The organism is Phreatobacter stygius (assembly GCF_005144885.1).
GTDB lineage: Bacteria > Pseudomonadota > Alphaproteobacteria > Rhizobiales > Phreatobacteraceae > Phreatobacter > Phreatobacter stygius.
Genome location: NZ_CP039690.1, coordinates 4,944,926 through 4,962,052 on the forward strand (window position 1 = coordinate 4,944,926; position 17,127 = coordinate 4,962,052).

The following is a 17,127-nucleotide window of genomic DNA, read 5'->3' on the forward strand; positions in this document are numbered from 1 at the left end:
TCGGGTGATCACCTGGCCTGCCGAGGCATTTTCCCCGCCTTGTCCTTGCACCGGTCCGGGTGTGGGTCTCTTGCGTCATATGTCCTGGCGCAGCCCTCGGCACGCCAGTTCTCACATTCGCAGGAAACGCTTGCCGCGCTCCGGCCGGTGCAGGGTTTCATCGATCGCGGTTCTGAAATCGTCCAGGTCGTGCGCGCCGGCCGACAGGACCTTGAAATCGGCCGGGGCCGTCAGAGCGATGATGGCCTGAAGCGTTTCCCTGTCTTGCGGCTTGGGTGGCTCGAAGAAGTAGCGATAGACGTAGCTTGATATCGCCGAGCCTTTCATCAGCAGGTCGAAATTATGCAACGCGAAAGGATCGGCGCCGAACCCGCCATAGATGATCGCCTTGCCGCCGGGACTGAGCGATCGTGCCAGATCGGCCAACAGTGGTCCGCCGACGCTGTCGATGACGGCGTTCACCCCCTTGCCACCGGTCATCGCGTCGATCTGTTCGCTGATCGGCTTGGACGGCTGCGACAGCTCGATGACCAGCTCGGCGCCGAGACCGGTCAGATCGCGCTGTGCCGAGATGCGCCTGACGATGGCGGCGACCCGGACGCCGCGACGCCTGGCCATTTGCGCCACCATGGTCGCGACGGCGGAATTGCCGGCGGTCAGCGCCAGCCATTGCCCAGGCTCGACCCCGGACTGTTCCAGGAGGTCCCAGGCGGTGATCAGGTTCATGAACTGGGCGGCCTTTTCGATCGGATAATCGGCCGGCAGGGGGATCAACCACTCCGCCGGCACCGCGGCATATTCGGCCCAGGAATTGTAGTAGCTGAAGGCGACCAGGGTTCCTGGCGGCAATGAAACCTCGGGGCTGGCCTCGGCGATGATGCCGGTGCCGTGGTTGCCGCCGATCTGCGGATATTGCGGCCTCTTGGGGGCCGGATAGAGCTCCTGGATGAACAGGAAGTCGCCGGGGTTGATCGAGGCCGATCGCATCCGGATCAACGCTTCGCCGGCGCCGGCGAAAGGCAGGGGTTGCTCGCGCAGGTGCAGGACCGCGAAATCATCCAGCGGCGACCCGATCCGGTCGAAGACAATGGCTTTCATCATGTCGTCCTCATCAAGAATTGGGCCCCGCTCCGGGAGGCGGCCCGGGCGGGGCGTCAATCGGTCCGGCGGCATCGGGTGCCGCGGCATCGATGCGGAAAACAGTGTGAGGAATTGCTTTGTGGAACAATCCTGGCAAAATGAGACGGTCATTTGCACAGGTGGGACAATGCCGCTGAGTTATGATGATGTCGCGGTCTTCGTCGGCGTTGCCCGCGAGGGCAGTTTTGTCGGCGCCGCGCGGGTGCTCGGCATGCCGGTCAGCACCGTCAGCCGCCGCGTCGCCGCTCTCGAGGCGCGCCTTAAGGTGCAACTCCTCAGGCGGACCACGCGGGCGGTGAACCTGACCGAGGACGGCCGCGCCTTCGCCAGCCGTTGCGGGACCGCTTTCGATGAGATCGCGTCGGCCGCCGAGGCGCTGGCGGCAACGGCCGAGAGCCTGCGCGGCACATTGCGGGTGACCGCACCGTTTTTCGTTTGCCCCGACACTTTCGGGCCGTCGCTGCTGGAATTTGCCGCCGGCCATCCCGATCTCGTCATGGACCTGCGCTTTACCAATGCGGAGCCCGATCTGGTCGAGGAGGGCATTGATCTGGCCTTCCAGCTCGGGCCGCTGCGCGACGGCCGGCACGTCGCGCGCAAGCTCTGGCCGGTGCCTTACCGGCTGTGCGCGAGCCACGATTTTATCGCCGGCCGGCCGGACCTTGCCGGCCTCAAGCATCCGCGCGAGCTCGCCGGCCATCCGGCGGTGCTGACGCCGCCGATGCTGGCCTGGAGCTTCGACCATGGCGACGGCCGCGAATTCGCGCTGACGCCGAAGATCTCAGGCGCAACCGTCGACGATCTGGTAATCGCCACGGCGGCGGTCCGGCGCGGCCTTGGGCTGGGGTTCCTGCCGGAGGCGCTGGTTGCCGGCGATCTCGGCCATGCGCTGGTCGAGATCGAGATTGGCGACTGGCGGCCGACCACGCGCGAATTCTTCGCGGTCTACCCGGCCTCGCGGCAGCTGTCGCCCAAGGTACGCGCGGCGATCGACCACGCCCTGACCGGCCGCGGCATCCACGGCTAGGCATGCCTGGAACCTCCCAGAGATCAGCCTGCCGAACGCCCGCGCGGGGATCAGCACTTCTCCGGCCTTTCCGGGTGAAAGGCCTGATGGCAATGGTTCGCCGTCGGTCGCACTCTGCCAAGCGATGAGTTGATATCGGCGTTTGGCGCGGACGATCGACGCCACGCAGGCGTCGTCACTTCCAACCGGGCCTGAACGATTCCAGGTGGCCCATGGCAGATGACCACGTCGCCGGCCGGCCGTCGTCGGATTCAATCTCGACCGAATTGGCGGCGCGCCGCACGGGCATGGCGTTCCAGCGTACGCGCATGGGCGCCGATCGCACGCTGATGTCGGTGATCCGGACATCGCTGTCGCTGATCGGTTTCGGCTTCACCATCTTCCAGTTCTTCGACCGGCTTCGCGATTCCCATGTGCTGGCGGCCGGCAGTGCCGCACCGCGCAATTTCGGCCTGGCGTTGGTCTTGCTCGGGGTCGGGATGCAGGCGATCGGCATCATCTATCACTTGAATTTCATGCGCGAACTGCGCGCCGAGCGCAGCGCGCTGGCGGCCGACGGGCTCATTCACGGGACGAGCCGGTATCCGGTTTCGCTCACACTGATCGTCGCCGTCCTGCTCTTCATGATCGGCCTCCTGGCGATCACCAGCATGATCTTCAACATCGGACCGTTTGGCTGAAACGCCCGCCTGACGCTTGCGTTGCCCATGCGGTCACACGGGCGCGGCCATCAGGCCAGGCTCGATCGAAGGCCGGCATTCGGTCCTACACCGTCTCTCGTGCGACGACCTCCACCGGCCGCGGCGCGGTCTCCGGCTCCTTGATACGGAACCAGGCGACATAAAGCGCCGGCAGGAACAACAGCGTCAGCACGGTGCCGACGATGATGCCACCCATCATCGCATAGGCCATCGGTCCCCAGAACACTTCCCGCGCGATCGGGATCAGCGCCAGGCTCGCCGCCGCCGCCGTCAGCAGGATCGGCCGCATGCGATGTTCGGTCGCCTCCATCACCGCCTCCCAGGGCGGCCGGCCCTCCGTCCGCAATTCCTCGATCTGGACGATCAGGATCACCGAATTGCGGATCAGGATGCCGATCAGCGCGAGCACGCCGAGGATGGCGACGAAGCCGAGCGGCGCCCCGCTCGGCAACAAGGCGCCGACCACGCCGATGAGGGCGAGCGGCGCCACCGCGACGACCAGGAACAGCCGGTGGAAGCTCTGCAACTGGATCATCAGAATGGTCAGCATGATGAACAGCATCATCGGCACGACCGCGGCGATCGGAGCCTGGCTCTCGGCGCTTGCTTCCACACTGCCGCCGACCACCACCTTGTAGCCGGCCGGCAGCTTCGCCCGGAACGTCTCGATGGTGCGGTCGAGCTCCTTGACCACCGTGTCCGGCTGAGCATCGCCGACGATGCCGGCCTTGATGGTGATGGTCGGTTGGCGGGCGCGGCGCCAGACCACGGGTTGCTCCAGGGTGTAGCGGAACGAAGCGACCGCCGCGAGCGGCACCGACTGGCCGTTGGCGCCGGGCAATTGCAGGTTCTGCAGCGTGTCGATCGAGCCGCGCTCGTCGGCCCGGGCACGCGCCACCACGTCGATCAGGTAGACGTCGTCACGAACCTGGGTCACCGACGTGCCGCCGACAATGCCGGACAGTGCGCCCGCGATGTCCTGCGAGGTCACGCCGAGCTGGCGCGCCTTGTCCTGCAGCACCTCGACCTTGACCACGCGCGACGGCTCGTTCCAGTCGAAGGTGATATCGCCGAGATGCCGGTTGGCGCTCATGGCGCTGGCCAGGCTGGTGGCGAGCGTGCGGACCGTCTGGATGTCCGGGCCGCTGAGCCGATATTGCACGGGACGGCCGACCGGCGGGCCGATATCGAGCAGTTTCACGAAGGCGTCGGTGCCGACGAAGGTCTTCTTCAGGTAGTCCTGCAGCTTGCCGCGCAGCCGGTCGCGTGCCGCCAGACTCTTGGTCACGATGATGGTCTGGCCGAAGGACGGATCGGCCGGCTGCACGTCGAAGGACAGCACGAAGCGCAATGCGCCCTGGCCGACATAGGTCGACCAGCGCTCGATATCGGCATTGCCGACCAGCATATCCTGTTCGAACCTGGCCATCTGGGCATCGGTCTCGGCGATCGAGGCGTTCTGCGGCAGGTTCCAGTCGACGATCAGTTCGAGCCGGTCGGAGGCCGGGAAGAACTGCTGCTGGACGAAGCGCATGCCGAAGACCGACAGCGCGAAGACCAGCACGGTGATGGCGATGGTGGCCCAGCGGAACCGCATGCAGGCCAAAAGCACGCTGGCGAAGACGGTGGCGAACCGGCTCTTCTGCTCATGATGCTGCTTCATGGTGGCCGGCAGGATGGCGACGCCGAGCAGCGGCGCGAACAAGACCGCGACGACCCAGGAGACGACCAGCGAGACCGCGATCACCACGAACAGGGTGAAGGTGAATTCGCCGGCATTGGAATTGTTGAGCCCGATCGGGATGAAGCCGGCGACGGTCACCAGCGTGCCGGTGAGCATGGGGAAGGCGGTCGAGGTATAGACGAAGGTCGCGGCTTTTCGGAGCGTGTCGCCGGCCTCCAGCCGGGCGACCATCATCTCCACCGCGATCATGGCGTCATCGACAAGGAGGCCAAGCGCGATGATCAGCGCGCCGAGCGAGATGCGCTGCAGCGAGATGCCGAGATAGGCCATGACCAGGAAGGTGATGGCCAGCACCAGCGGGATCGACAGCGCCACCACGAAGCCGGCACGAAAGCCCAGGCTGATGAAGCTCACCGCCAGCACGATGGCGACCGCCTCGAACAGCGCGCGGGTGAAGCCGGACACCGCCTCGTCGACCACCTTGGGCTGGTCGGAGACCAGGTGGACGCCGACGCCGATCGGCAGGTCGGCCAGCACCCGGTGCATCTCGACCTCCAGCGCCTTGCCGAATTCGAGCAGGTTCGAACCGGGTTTCATGCCGATGGCGAGGGCAATGGCCGGTTTGCCGTCGAAGCGGAACAGCGAGGTTGGTGGATCCTGATAGCCACGGGTGATGGTGGCGACGTCGCTCAGGCGAAAGAACTTGCCGTTCACCTGCAGGTTGATGGCGCGCAGGCTCTCTTCCGAGGAGAACTGGCCGCCGACCCGGATGCTGACGCGCTCGGGGCCTGCCTGGATCACGCCCGACGGCGTGATGGCGTTCTGGGCCCGTAGCGTCGCCAGGATCGCCTGCTGGTCGAGGCCGAGCGCCGCGATCTGGCGGGTCGAGAATTCGAGATAGATCACCTCGTTCTGGGCGCCGACAATGTCGACCCGGCCGACATTGGGCACGGTCAACACGGCGGTGCGGGCATTCTCGACATAGTCGCGCAACTGGCGCTGGGTCAGCCCGTCGGAGGTGAAGGCGTAGATATTGCCATAGACGTCACCGAACCGGTCGTTGAACGCGGGACCAACGACGCCCTGCGGGAACTGGCCGCGGATGTCGCCGATCATGTTGCGCACCTGCAGCCAGATGCCCGCGACGTCGCGCCCCTTGGTGGTCGCTTTCAGGTTGACGAAGATCAGCGTCTGGCCGGGCGTGGTGACCGAGCGGGTATAATCGAGCGAATCCAGCTCCTCGAGCTTCTTCTCGATCCGCTCGGTGACCTGGCGGGTGGTTTCTTCCACCGAAGCACCGGGCCATTGCGCCGAAATCGTCATGGTCTTGATGGTGAAGGACGGGTCCTCCTCGCGGCCGAGGCTCAGATAGGAGAACAGGCCGGCGATCATGAAGACCGCCATGAAATACCAGACCAGCGAGGAATGGTTCAGCGCCCAGTCGGAGAGGTTGAACTTTTTCACGCGCGCGGCCCTTCTTCGATTCGCACCTTCTGGCCGGCCGACAGACTGTTGACGCCGGCCGTGACCACCCGGGCGCCAGCCTCCAGCCCGCTCAGCACCGCGATCGTCTGCTCGCTCCGCGGGCCGATCGTCACCTCACGCAGCGCCACGGTGCTGGTCGCGGGATCGATGATCCAGACCATGGTCTTGCCGTCCCGCTCGAGCAGCGCCGAGCGGGGCAGTTCGATGCGGGCCTGGGCCTTGGCCGTCACCGTGGCGGTGACCGTGGTGCCGAGCCGGAACGGCACCGGCGGATCCTGCAGCGCAATGCGGACCCGCAGCGTTCGTGTCGCCTGGTCGGCTTGCGGCGCGATCTCGCGGATCGCGCCCTTTACTTTGAGGTCGGGATTGACCTGCAATGTCACATCGAAGGGCGTGCCGATCCTCAACTGGTCGCCGACCCATTCAGGGATATCGACGACTGCATCGCGCAGGTCCGGCCGCGCCACCGTCACCACCGGGACGCCAGGTGACACCACCTGGCCGACCTCGGCGCCGGTCGCCGTGACCACGCCGTCATATTCGGCCTTGATCTGCGCATAACCGAGCTGCTCCTGCGCCTTGGCCAGGCTTGCCTCGGCGCGCGTCACCGAGGCCTGGGCCGCCTCGCGCGCCTGCTCGGCGCTTTCAAACGTCGCTTCGCTCGCCGTGCGCGATTCCAGCAGGCTGCGCTGCCTCGCCTCGGTCGACAGGGCATTGGCGAACTGCGCCTGGGCGCTGGCGAGATTGGCTCTTGCCGCGCGCACCGCCAGTTCGAGCTGGGTCGGATCGAGGGCGGCCATCAATTGATCCTTGGCGACCAGGTCGCCGACCCGGACGTCCCTGGCGATGATCCGGCCGAGCACCCGGAAGCTGAGGTCGGTGCGGACCTGCGGCTGGACCGTGCCGGCGACGCTCAGGCTCTGCTCCGAGCGGGCTTCGGCGATGACGGAAAGCACCGGACGGACCGGCGCCGGCGCGGCCGCCTCCTGGCTGTTGCAGGCAGCAAGGACAAGGGCGAGGGCTGGCAGGGCCGCCCGGGCGAAGGTCAGGGGGGAACGCGGTGTCATCGGGTGGCTCCGCTTGTATTGCTCGGGACCATGGCGACCACTTCGTCGGGACGGAGCAGCTTGGTGCCATCCGTCACCGCCAGTTCACCGGCGGTCAGCCCGGCCGAAATGATCACCTTGCCGGTTTCGTAAGCGAGCACCGTGACCGGCCGCAGCGCGGCGACCTTCGAAGCCGGGTCGACGACAAAGACTGCGGTACGCCCGCTGTCGGAGGCCAGCGCGCTCCAGGGCAGGATCACCACGCGTCGGGGCCTGAGCCGGGCGGTACCCGAGACGGCGGCGCCGAGCGCCATGGCGTCCGGCGTGCGGTCGACGGTGATGGTCACCCTGACCGTGCCGGTGCGGGCATCGACCGTCGGCGAAATCTCACGCACCGTGCCGGTGGTCCTGACCGTGGGATCGCTGACCAGGGCAAGGCTGACCGGGGCGTCCTCCGGCTGCTGGAAGAAGGCCGATTCATGGACCTGGAACACCGCGTCGCGCGGGCCGTCATGGGCGAGCGTGAACATGGCCTGGGCGGCCTGCGCCACCTGACCGACCTCGGCATTGCGGGCGGTGATGATCCCGGCAGCGCCCGCCTTCAGGGCCGTGTAGGACAGGGCCTCCTGCGCCGTGGCGAGCTGGGCGCGCGCCGCATCCAGCGAGCCCTGCGCGGTCCTGAGCGCGGCTTCAGCCTGATCGTGCTCCCGTCGCGTGGTGAAACCCTGGCCGAGCAGGGTCTTTTGCCGGTCGAAGGCGGAGGACGCCTGGCGGACCTGGGCTTCCGCCGCGCGGACGCTCGCCTGCGCCGCATCGACATCGGCCTGCTGCTCCTGCGGATCGAGCCGCGCCAGCACCTGGTCGGCGGTGACATGGGCACCGACATCGACGCTGCGTTCGGTGATGCGGCCGGAGACCCGGAACGACAGGTCGGCCTGGAAGCGCGCCTTGATCTCGCCGGTCAGGCTGACCACGGGCGCATAGTCGGTGAGCGCGACGGTTTCGACCTTGACCTGAGCGGCCGGCCTTGCCGGCTCCGCCGCCCGATCCTGGCAGGCCGCCACGACCGAGGCGAGGCCGAGAACGACGGCAAGTCTGCCTGACGCCACACGCTTCATCGCCATCTCCTCCGAACTCACCCGGCACGGCCGACGCCAAGGCCTCCGCTCCAAGGCATGATCGATGATCCATGGTCCATGGGGCATGAAGACTTCGTGTCGGCGAGGGGCGCCACGGACCAATCGGGGCGGGCCGCGGCGTCCCACGTGTGATGCTCATGCTAGAGCGTGCACGCATCGGTCGGAAGGGGGCGTGAGGTCGGGCAAATCACGATGGCCGGCAGATGGGTGGAGCGGCGCCGGGTCGGTGTCATGGCCATGAGCGGCCGGATGCGTCAGGCCGATGCTGGAAGTGATCTTTCAGCAAAATGCGCCATGGCTTTTGCCAGGAACTGAGCCATGGCGGGATGTTGCGCCTCGTAACGGGCGCGGAAATCCGGGTGATCGAGGTAGAGGCGTCCGAGCCCGGCATAGGATGCCCGGTCGGCTGTCCAGTGCCGGTCGACCCAGGCGTGGTGCCGGCCGATGATGTCCTGCACCGCGGCGGCTTCGGCATCGAGCTTGGCTTTCATGGCGGTGACGATCTCGGCTTCCAAGTCCGCCAGTTCGGCCAGATGACGCTCGAAAGCCTGCTTGGACCCACCTTTCAGACGCTGCTTGCTTTCGTCGAGCGCCGTGGCGCCATAGCGCTCCGTCAGATAAGTCTCGTATTCGGCCTGCCGGGGTGGCGCGAAGCCCTGGTAGAGATCCTGGTCGGGCATGGCTTCGCCGCCCTCGAGATCGGCAATGGTGCGATCGAGCGTTGCGATCAGCGCGTGATAGCGCTCGATGTCGGCAATGAGGCGCTCGCGATGGCGGCGTAGCGCCTGCCGCCGGTCGGCGCTGCCGGCGGCGAGCGCCGCCGCGATCCGGTCGAGCGGCAGGCGCATGTCGCGCATCAGCAGAATGTCCTGCAGCCGCAGAAGCTCGTCGCGACCGTAATAACGATAGCCATTGGGGCCCACGCTCGCCGGCTTCAACAGGCCGATGGCGTCGTAATGATGCAGGGTTCGCACCGTCACGCCGGAGAGCCTGCCGAGTTGTTTGACCGTATAAAGTTTCATGACGCGACCCCTTGTCCGGCGGGTCTTGTGGGCCCTCACGCAAGGTGAAGGTCAAGGGGGAATTGGGCTCTTTCAGACGCGCCACGGTCGTCGCACAGGTCAATTCGCGGCACCGGCGCGGAAGCGCTGGACGAAACGGTCGAGCTCGGGCCGTTGCAGGTCCGACACGGCCCAATAGGCATAGGCGCCCTCGGTCCAGCGGGCCATGATCAGGCCGCCGGCGGCCAGCGGCTGGGCTGCAGCGGTCGCCGTCTCGCCGGGCGCGCGCGGCATGGCCACCAGCGAGATCAGGTGTTCGCCGCGGCGATAGACCAGCGAGGGAACCGGCTGATCGGCGATGACGTCGACGCGGCCGCCGACCAGGGGGAAGCCGTCGCCGGCAAGATCGGCGGTCGGCGGCGAAATGCCGAGCTTGGCATCGAGCCAGGGCTTCACCCGGTGACGATCGGCGGAGGCAATATCCACCGGGCTTGCCGCCAGCAGGGCGCGCCGGTGGCTCATGGCGACAGCCTCGGCCACGCCGGGCCGGGCCTCGGGCTTGAGCGCCAGATAGGTCGCGCCGCTGGCGATCGCCGCCGTGACGATGATCGAGGCGGCAAGCGCGCGCCAGTCGAACGACCTCGACGGCCGGGTCGAAGGCGCTGCGCCGGCCCCGGCGAGCGTTTCCATACGGGTCGCAAAGCCCTCCGTCACGGCCGGGCGCGGCAGGCCGCCGACCCGCCGCTTCAGGGCGATGATCCGCTCATATTCGGCCTTCAGCGCCGGCGCGGCCGCGAGCCGCCGTTCCAGCGCCAGCGCGGCGGCGGCATCGAGCTCGCCGTCGGCGAGCGCCTGGAGCATCAGGCGGTCGTCGGCCGGGTCGGGCAGCATGGGGTCGGGTTCGGTCATCGCGACCGCTCGAGTTCGGCAAGCACCAGGCCGCGCGCCCGCGACAGGCGCGACATGACGGTGCCGATGGGAATGGACAGCATGGCGGCGATCTCCCGGTAGCTCAGGTCGTTGATGTCGCGCAGCACCAGCACTTCGCGAAACGGCTGCGGCAGGCCGGCGATCGCGGCCTCGACCGTCGCAGCTTCGGCTTTGGCGATCAGGCTCGCTTCCGGGCCTTCGGCCAGGGCGTCGCGCGTGGCGTCCGCCTGAAACGTGGTCTGTTCGAGCATTTCGGCCTCACCGACAAGGACCAGGCTCTTCGGCCGGTTTCTGGCAAGCCAAGTGAAGGCTGAATTGCGCACGATGGCGAGCAGCCAGGCCTTGGGATTGCCGCCGGCATAGCTCTCGATGCCGGCAAGCGCCTTGAGGCAGGCCTCCTGCACCACGTCTTCGGCGTCATGGCGGTTGCCGGTCAGCCAGCGGGCAAGCGCCAGTGCGTCGCCGAGGTGGGGCATGACCACTTCGCGAAATCGCGCGCGCGACGGCTCCCTCATCACGCTCCCGTCACCATTGGCTTGCCGCCATCCTGGTTCGCGGCGGCAATTCACGGCTCAACAACGATCACGCCCTGCATATGCGGATGGAGGCCGCAATAATAGGCGAAACGTCCCGCGGTCGTGAATGTGAAGCTGAATTTATCGCCGGTATCGAGCGCAGGTGACTGGAAGGTCCCGCCCTCGGCGACCACCGTGTGGGGGCTGTCGTCGGCATTGTCGAAGATGACGATGGTGCCCGCCTTGATGGTGAGCCGGCTGGGCGCGAAGACGAAGCCGTCAATCGCCACGCGGGCCTCCGCCGCGCCGGCCGGAAGCCGGCCGGCGGTCATGGTCAGGCCAAGGCCAATGACGGCCATGGCGGCATGCAAGGCGGCACGGGTCATGGTTGGGGCTCCTCGACCGCTCAACCGCCGGCAAGCGGCGCATCGACAATGGCCAGCCGCTCCTGGCCACTGACGACCGCGACCTGGGTGATGCCGAGCAGGTTGCGCAATTGACCCGGCGGCACGGTCAGCGGCCCTGGCGACGATGCGGTGCCCGGAGCGGGTTGCGGGAAGGCGGTCGAGCGCGCGGCGTGAAAGGTCACATTGCCTTCCACCTTCTGCATGAGCTGGTGGATGTGGCCGTTGAGCACGGTGACCGAGCCGAACCGTCTGAGCAGCGCCAGGGCCTGGGCCGCGTCGTCGGTGCCCCAGCCCCAGGCAGCATGCACCGTCCAGAGCGGGATATGGGCGAACACGACAACCGGAGTGGATGCGCTCAACCCCCTCAGGTCGTCGGCGAGCCAGGCGAGCTGCTCGGGTCCGAGAATGCCGAGGCCGCCGGCCCGCAGGTTGACGACATTGACCAGGCCGACGAAATGCACGCCGTTCTGGTCGAAAGAATACCAGCCGGCGCCGCGTGTGTCCTTGCCGTAGCGGTCGAGATAGGCCTTGCCATTGGTCTCATCGATGACATCGTGCTCGCCCGGCACATAGTGCACGTCGAGCCGGGCGCCGCCGATGATCCTGGCGGCATCGTCGAACTCCCCAGGTTTCGACAAATGGGTGATGTCGCCGGTATGGATCATGAAGGCCGGCCTGGTCGGCAGGCCACGGATCTTGTCGATGGCCTCCTGCAACGTGTCGCTGGTATGCGGATTGGCCGTCTTGTCGAAGCCGATATGGCTGTCGGAGATCTGCAGGAAGGTGAAGCCGGTCTTGACCGCCTCCGCCGCTTCGGCGCGGTCGAGCAGGCCGAGCGATGTCGGCACCCCGCCCGCCACCGTCCAGACAATGCCGGTCCCCGCCCAGATCATGCATTCCAGTGCGTGGCGGCGCGTCGCGCCGTCGCCGTCATCAGGCTCGGTCATCTGGCTCTCCCCCGGCGCCATTGGGTGGCGCACGAGGTGAAGACCGGGGGGCGGGTCGATTTATTCCCGTGCGCGGGCCGCCTCGGCGTCACACCGGCGTGATCGGGCGCGCGATGTCTCCCGTTTCACGCGGCTCTTGCGGCGACCGCCCTGGCGCGCGTGAGCAGGGCCTCCGCCCGTTGCACGATCGGGATGTCGATCATCTTGCCGTCGATGGCAAAGGAGCCGCGGCCTTCCGCCGCCGCTTGCCGGTCGAGTGTCACGATGCGCTCGGCCTCGGCGATCTCCCTGGCCGACGGGCTGAAGCCGGCATTGAGGATCGGCACCAGGGACGGGTGGATGCAGGCCGAGCCGACAAAGCCGAAATCGGCGGAGCGGCGGACGATCCGCGCATAGCCTTCGATGTCGGCGAAATCGGCGACCGAACCGATGGTCCCGAGCGGCAGGATGCCGGCGGCGGTTGCGGCCTGCACGATCTGCTGTTTGGGCATCAGCATGGTCTCCTCTGACGGCTTGGCGCCGATGGCGGTGGCATAGTCCTCGGCACCGAGCGAGATGCCGGCGAGCCGTGGTGTCGAGCGGGCGATCTCATGGGCCCGGGCCAGGGGGCCTGGCGCCTCGATCAGGCCGATGAACCAGATCTTGCCGACGGGGAGACCACGGGCCTGTTCGAGCCGGGTGACCATCTCGTCGAGCAGTCTGAGGTGCTCCGGGCCCTCGACCTTGGTGATCTTGATGGCGTCGACACCGGCGATGACGGCGGCCTCGAGGTCGCGCACCGCGAGCTCGAGCGGTTGGTTGATGCGCACCATGACGTCCGAACGGCCCTGGGCCCGGAAGCGCTGGACAATGCCCGGCACCAGCCCCCGCGCGGCCTCCTTCTGCGCCAGTGGAATGCTGTCTTCGAGGTCGATGATCAGCGCGTCGGCGCCGCGTTCGGTCGCCTTGGCGACGAAACGTTCGACATTGGCCGGTACGAACAGCGCCGAGCGCCAGACCGGGAACTTGCCTGTCGTGATCATGCTTTCTTCTCCCTGGCGAGCCCTGAGGTGAGCGCCGCCTCGATCTCGGCCGGGCTGAGCCCGGCCTCTTTCAGGATGTCGCGGGTGTGCTGGCCGAGCCTCGGCGCCGCCGTGCGGATGCTGCCGGGTGTCGCCGAGAGCCGTGCCGGCACCGCATGCATCGGGAAGCTGCCCATGTCTTCGTCCGGATAGTCGGCGAGCAGCGCGCGCGCCTGGACGTGACGATCCTGCATGAAGCGGGCGATGTCGTTGACCGGGCCTATGGTCACCTCCTCGGCCTCGAAGAAGGCGACGTTCTCGTCGACCGTGCGGGCGCCGACGAATTCGCCAATGATCCGGTCGAGCTCCTCGACATGGACCAGCCGCTGCTCGTTGGTCTTGAAGCGCGGATCCTCGCAGAGCTCCGGTCTGCCGATCGAGCGCAGCACGCGCATGGCCATGCCCTGGGTCGAGGCGGAGAGACAGACCCAGCCGCCGTCGCCGGCGCGATAGACATTGCGCGGCACGGACCCGCTGGAGCGGCTGCCGCTGCGCGGCTTGATCTTGCCGGTGAGCCGGTAATTGGCGGCCTGCGGCCCGAGCGAATTGAAGATCGGGTCGAGCAGCGGCAGGTCGATCACCTGGCCGCGCCCGCCATTGACCTCGACCTCGCGCAGCGCCGCCATGGCGGCGAAGGCGCCGGTGAGGCCGGATAGCGCATCGGCGAGATACATCGGCGGCAGCACCGGCTCGCGATCGGCAAAACCGTTCATTTCGGCAAAGCCGGAAAACCCCTCGACCAGGGTGCCGAAGCCCGGCCGGCGGTGATAGGGCCCGGTCTGGCCCCAGCCGGAAATGCGCACGATCACCAGTTTCGGTTCGAGCTTCAGAAGCTCCTCCGGCGCCAGGCCCATCTGTTCGAGCGTGCCCGGTCGGAAGCTTTCGATCAGCATGGCCGCGCCCGGCACCAGCCGGCGGATCAGCGGCACCGCCTCGTCGTGACGAAACTCGACACAGAGGCTGCGCTTGTTGCGCGAATGGATCTTCCAGGTGGTCTCGACATCGTTGATGCGCCAGCCGCGCAAGGTGTCGCCCTCGCGCGGTTCGACCTTGACCACGTCGGCGCCGAAATCGGCGAGGTGCTGGGTCAGGAGATTGCCTGCGACCAGCCGCGACAGGTCGACGACACGCAGGCCGGTCAGCGGGCCGCGCGCACCGGGCGTGTAATCGGCTTGCGGCAGGCCTGACGCGGCCCTTTCAGAGGGATTTGGCATGCGTTTGTCCTGGAAAAAGAATGCCGCCGGCGACCGGCAGCCAGAGGCTCAGTTCGGCGGCCGAGGTCGCCTCCGATGTTTCGATGCGCAGCGGGCTGCCGCCGAGATCGAGGCCGATCTGCCAGCGCCCGCCGACATAGGCATGGCTGGTGACGCGGGCCCGGATCACCGAGCCGCCGGGCTCGGCCGGACCTTCGGGCACGACGCGCATCTGTTCCGGCCGGAAAGCGAGGGTGACCTTGTCGCCCTTGACCGGCCGCCGCTCGGTCGCAATGGCGATGCGCTGGCCGCCGGGCAGCGTCACCGTGGTTTCGCCGCCGGCCCCGGGGGCTTCAGCCACTTCGCCGGCGAGGAAATTGGTGGTGCCGATGAAGTCGGCGACGAAGCCGTCGGCCGGCTTTTGATAGATCTCCTGCGGCGTGCCGATCTGGGCGATGCGGCCACCATTCATCACCACGATGCGGTCGGACAGCGCCAGCGCCTCGACCTGGTCATGGGTGACATAGATGGTGGTCAGCCCGAGCCGGGTACGCAGTTCGGCCAGCCAGGTGCGGGCCCGGTCGCGCAGCTTGGCGTCGAGATTGGACAAGGGTTCGTCGAGCAGCAGGATTTCCGGCCGATAGACCAGCGTGCGGGCAAGCGCCACGCGTTGCTGCTGGCCGCCCGACAGCTCGTGCGGATAGCGGGCCTGAAACCGCTCCATCTCGACGAGCGCGAGTGCCTCTTCGACCCGCCGTTTGCGTTCGGAACGCGAGACTTGGCGCAGGGTCAGCGGGAACACGACATTGTCGTGGACGGTCATGTGCGGCCAGAGCGCGTAGCTCTGGAACACAAGGCCGCAATTGCGCGCCTCGGGCGCCAGGAAAATGCCGCGGGCGCCGTCGAAATAGACCGTCTTGCCCACCGTGATGCGGCCGCCGGTCGGCTGTTCCAGACCGGCGATGGCGCCGAGCGTTGTCGATTTTCCGCAGCCCGAGGGCCCGAGCAGGGTGACGAACTCGCCGTCCGCGACGGTCAGGTTGATGTCGTCGACGGCCCGGATCGCGCCGAAATGCTTGTCGAGGTTTTCGATCGTCAGTTCAGCCATGGAGCCTCACTCCGAACACCGCGCGCGCCAGGGTGACGCAGGTGCCGATGACCAGGACCTGGATGGTCGCCAGCGCCGACACCAGACCAACCTCGCCTTGCGTCCAGGCCTGCAACAGCGTGGTGCCGATCACCTCGCTGCCCGGCGCGAACAGGAAGATCGCCGTGGTGTATTCCTTGAAGAAGGTGATGAAGAGGATGGTGAAACAGGCGACCAGCGCCGGCCGCATCAAGGGCAGCACGATGCGCCGGCTGGCGGTCCACCAATCGGCGCCCTGGACGCGGGCGGCACGGTCGAGATCCGGGCTCATTTGCATCAGCATGGGCGCGACCGCGCCAAGCCCCACCGGAATGTAATGCATGGTGAAGGCGATGATCAGGATCCAGATGGTATTGCGCAGGCCGCCGAGCCCCGGCACCAGCGCGAAGGCGTAGAAGAAGCCGATGCCGGCGACGACGCCCGGCACGGCGCGCGGAAACAGCGCGACATAATGCAGCGCGCCGCGCCAGCGGAACTCCGAGCGCAGCACGATGACCGCGATCAGCGCGATCAGCGCGGTGGCGATGACGCCGCCGAGCGCGCTGATCAGGAACGAGTTCCAGATCGAACGCGGGTAGACCGGGTATTCGGCCATGTTGGTGAAATTGGCCGTCGTCAGCACCTCGGCGAGCGGCACCATCGGCGACAGCAGGCTGGTGAAGGCGCGCAACAGCAGCGCGCCGATCGGCGCCACCACGGTTGCCGCGATATAGAGCGCGGACACCGCGAACAGCGGCCAGCGCAGCCGGTCGAGCCGGAACGGCCGCGGCCGCGTCGCCTTGCCGCCGAGCGTGACGAAACGGCGGGTATTGCCGAGCAGCCGGCCCTGCAGCCAGACCAGGACGCAGACGACCGCGAGCATCAGCACGGCGGCGGTCGCCACCAGGCCATGGTCGGGCCGCGCCGAGGCGACGCCATTGTTGTAGAGGAAGGTGGTCAGCACGGTGATGCCGGCGGGATCGCCGAAGACCAGCGGAATGGCCAGGAGCTCGAGCCCGACGGTGAAGTTCAGCACCGCGCTATAGGCGATCGCCGGCATCAGGAGCGGCAGGGTGATCCGCCGCAGGGTGCGGAACGTGCCGGCGCCGGCCACCCGCGCTGCCTCTTCGAGCGAGGGGTCGGTGATGGTCGCCGACGACATGCAATAGATATAGGCGACCGGGGCCTGGGAGACGCCTGCGATCATGGCCATGCCGGGCAGGGAATAGAGATCCCAGGGCGCGCCGCCGAGCCAGTCCTGGGCAATGAGCGTCAGATAGCCGGCCGGCCCGTAGACCGTGTACCAGCCGAATGACAGGACCAGTGCCGAGAGATAGATCGGCCAGAGGAACAATTCGCCGAACACCCGGGCGCCGGGCATGTCGGTCCGGCCGAACAGCACGGCCGCCAGCGTGCCCAATGTCTGCGAGATCAGCGTGGTGAGACCGGCGAAGACGAAGGTGTTCCAGATCACCAGGCCGAAACCCTCGGCGCGAAACAACCGGCCGAAATTGGCCAGCGTGAACGACTGGCCGGTGTCATAGAGCGCGCGGTCGAGCACCGACTGGTAGAGCACCGGCACCAGCGGTGCCGCCACCAGGACGACGGTCAGCAGGGCCAGGCCGTACTGGATCGCCGTGTCGCGGCCGGCCCGCGGCCGCGGCAGGGCGTCGGTCCGTCCGTCCGGCAGGGCCGCCGGCGAGGCGTGAGGCGCAAGGGTCACGC

Annotated in this window: 15 protein-coding genes; 2 read left to right on the forward strand and 13 right to left on the reverse strand. The window is 67.5% G+C overall.

The features are described from left to right. Nucleotides 1–111: 111 nt before the first annotated feature. On the reverse strand, nt 112–1,101 hold the full coding sequence (locus E8M01_RS23205; RefSeq protein WP_170182038.1) for a quinone oxidoreductase family protein: 990 nt from the start codon (nt 1,099–1,101) through the stop codon (nt 112–114). A gap of 166 nt (nt 1,102–1,267) precedes the next feature. On the opposite strand from E8M01_RS23205, the gene E8M01_RS23210 reads away from it, so the two are divergent. Both E8M01_RS23210 and E8M01_RS23215 read left to right on the forward strand, forming a co-directional pair. After that, nucleotides 1,268–2,167, forward strand: a complete 900-nt coding sequence (locus tag E8M01_RS23210; RefSeq protein WP_170182039.1) for a LysR family transcriptional regulator — start codon at nt 1,268–1,270, stop codon at nt 2,165–2,167. 212 nt (nt 2,168–2,379) lie between these two features. Continuing rightward, a complete protein-coding gene (locus E8M01_RS23215; protein ID WP_246088398.1) occupies nt 2,380–2,847 on the forward strand; it encodes a YidH family protein in 468 nt (155 codons plus the stop codon). 85 nt (nt 2,848–2,932) lie between these two features. On the opposite strand, the gene E8M01_RS23220 is transcribed toward E8M01_RS23215, so the two are convergent. The 12 genes from E8M01_RS23220 to E8M01_RS23275 form a co-directional block, all read right to left on the reverse strand. Further along, nucleotides 2,933–6,016 carry an efflux RND transporter permease subunit gene (locus E8M01_RS23220; RefSeq protein ID WP_136962337.1) on the reverse strand — a complete coding sequence of 1,028 codons (3,084 nt, stop codon included), beginning with the start codon at nt 6,014–6,016 and terminating at the stop codon, nt 2,933–2,935. Next, entirely contained in the window at nt 6,013–7,104 is a 1,092-nt protein-coding gene (locus E8M01_RS23225) for an efflux RND transporter periplasmic adaptor subunit (RefSeq protein ID WP_136962338.1), read from the reverse strand. The genes E8M01_RS23220 and E8M01_RS23225 overlap by 4 nt, the downstream gene beginning before the upstream one ends. Beyond that, nucleotides 7,101–8,201 (reverse strand): efflux RND transporter periplasmic adaptor subunit, encoded by a 1,101-nt coding sequence (locus E8M01_RS23230; protein ID WP_246088399.1) that lies wholly within the window; start codon nt 8,199–8,201, stop codon nt 7,101–7,103. Before E8M01_RS23230 ends, E8M01_RS23225 begins: the two co-directional genes overlap by 4 nt. Nucleotides 8,202–8,476: 275 nt before the next feature. Continuing rightward, nucleotides 8,477–9,244 carry a MerR family transcriptional regulator gene (locus E8M01_RS23235; protein ID WP_136962340.1) on the reverse strand — a complete coding sequence of 256 codons (768 nt, stop codon included), beginning with the start codon at nt 9,242–9,244 and terminating at the stop codon, nt 8,477–8,479. Nucleotides 9,245–9,343: 99 nt separating this feature from the next. Beyond that, the gene (locus tag E8M01_RS23240) at nt 9,344–10,132 is read right to left on the reverse strand and encodes an anti-sigma factor family protein (RefSeq protein ID WP_136962341.1); all 789 of its coding nucleotides are present in this window, start codon (nt 10,130–10,132) and stop codon (nt 9,344–9,346) included. Beyond that, the gene (locus E8M01_RS23245) at nt 10,129–10,629 is read right to left on the reverse strand and encodes a sigma-70 family RNA polymerase sigma factor (RefSeq protein WP_246088400.1); all 501 of its coding nucleotides are present in this window, start codon (nt 10,627–10,629) and stop codon (nt 10,129–10,131) included. Before E8M01_RS23245 ends, E8M01_RS23240 begins: the two co-directional genes overlap by 4 nt. Before the next feature lie 89 nt (nt 10,630–10,718). Further along, nucleotides 10,719–11,054: a cupredoxin domain-containing protein gene (locus tag E8M01_RS23250; RefSeq protein WP_246088401.1), complete on the reverse strand. Its 336-nt coding sequence runs from the start codon at nt 11,052–11,054 to the stop codon at nt 10,719–10,721. A gap of 20 nt (nt 11,055–11,074) precedes the next feature. Further along, the gene (locus E8M01_RS23255; RefSeq protein ID WP_136962343.1) at nt 11,075–12,022 is read right to left on the reverse strand and encodes a metallophosphoesterase family protein; all 948 of its coding nucleotides are present in this window, start codon (nt 12,020–12,022) and stop codon (nt 11,075–11,077) included. Between the two features lie 125 nt (nt 12,023–12,147). Then, a complete protein-coding gene (locus tag E8M01_RS23260) occupies nt 12,148–13,044 on the reverse strand; it encodes an HpcH/HpaI aldolase/citrate lyase family protein (protein ID WP_136962344.1) in 897 nt (298 codons plus the stop codon). Then, the gene (locus tag E8M01_RS23265) at nt 13,041–14,297 is read right to left on the reverse strand and encodes a CaiB/BaiF CoA transferase family protein (protein ID WP_136962345.1); all 1,257 of its coding nucleotides are present in this window, start codon (nt 14,295–14,297) and stop codon (nt 13,041–13,043) included. The genes E8M01_RS23260 and E8M01_RS23265 overlap by 4 nt, the downstream gene beginning before the upstream one ends. Next, nucleotides 14,281–15,384: an ABC transporter ATP-binding protein gene (locus E8M01_RS23270; protein ID WP_136962346.1), complete on the reverse strand. Its 1,104-nt coding sequence runs from the start codon at nt 15,382–15,384 to the stop codon at nt 14,281–14,283. Before E8M01_RS23270 ends, E8M01_RS23265 begins: the two co-directional genes overlap by 17 nt. Further along, on the reverse strand, nt 15,377–17,125 hold the full coding sequence (locus tag E8M01_RS23275) for an ABC transporter permease (protein ID WP_246088402.1): 1,749 nt from the start codon (nt 17,123–17,125) through the stop codon (nt 15,377–15,379). The genes E8M01_RS23270 and E8M01_RS23275 overlap by 8 nt, the downstream gene beginning before the upstream one ends. Between the last annotated feature and the right edge of the window lie 2 nt (nt 17,126–17,127).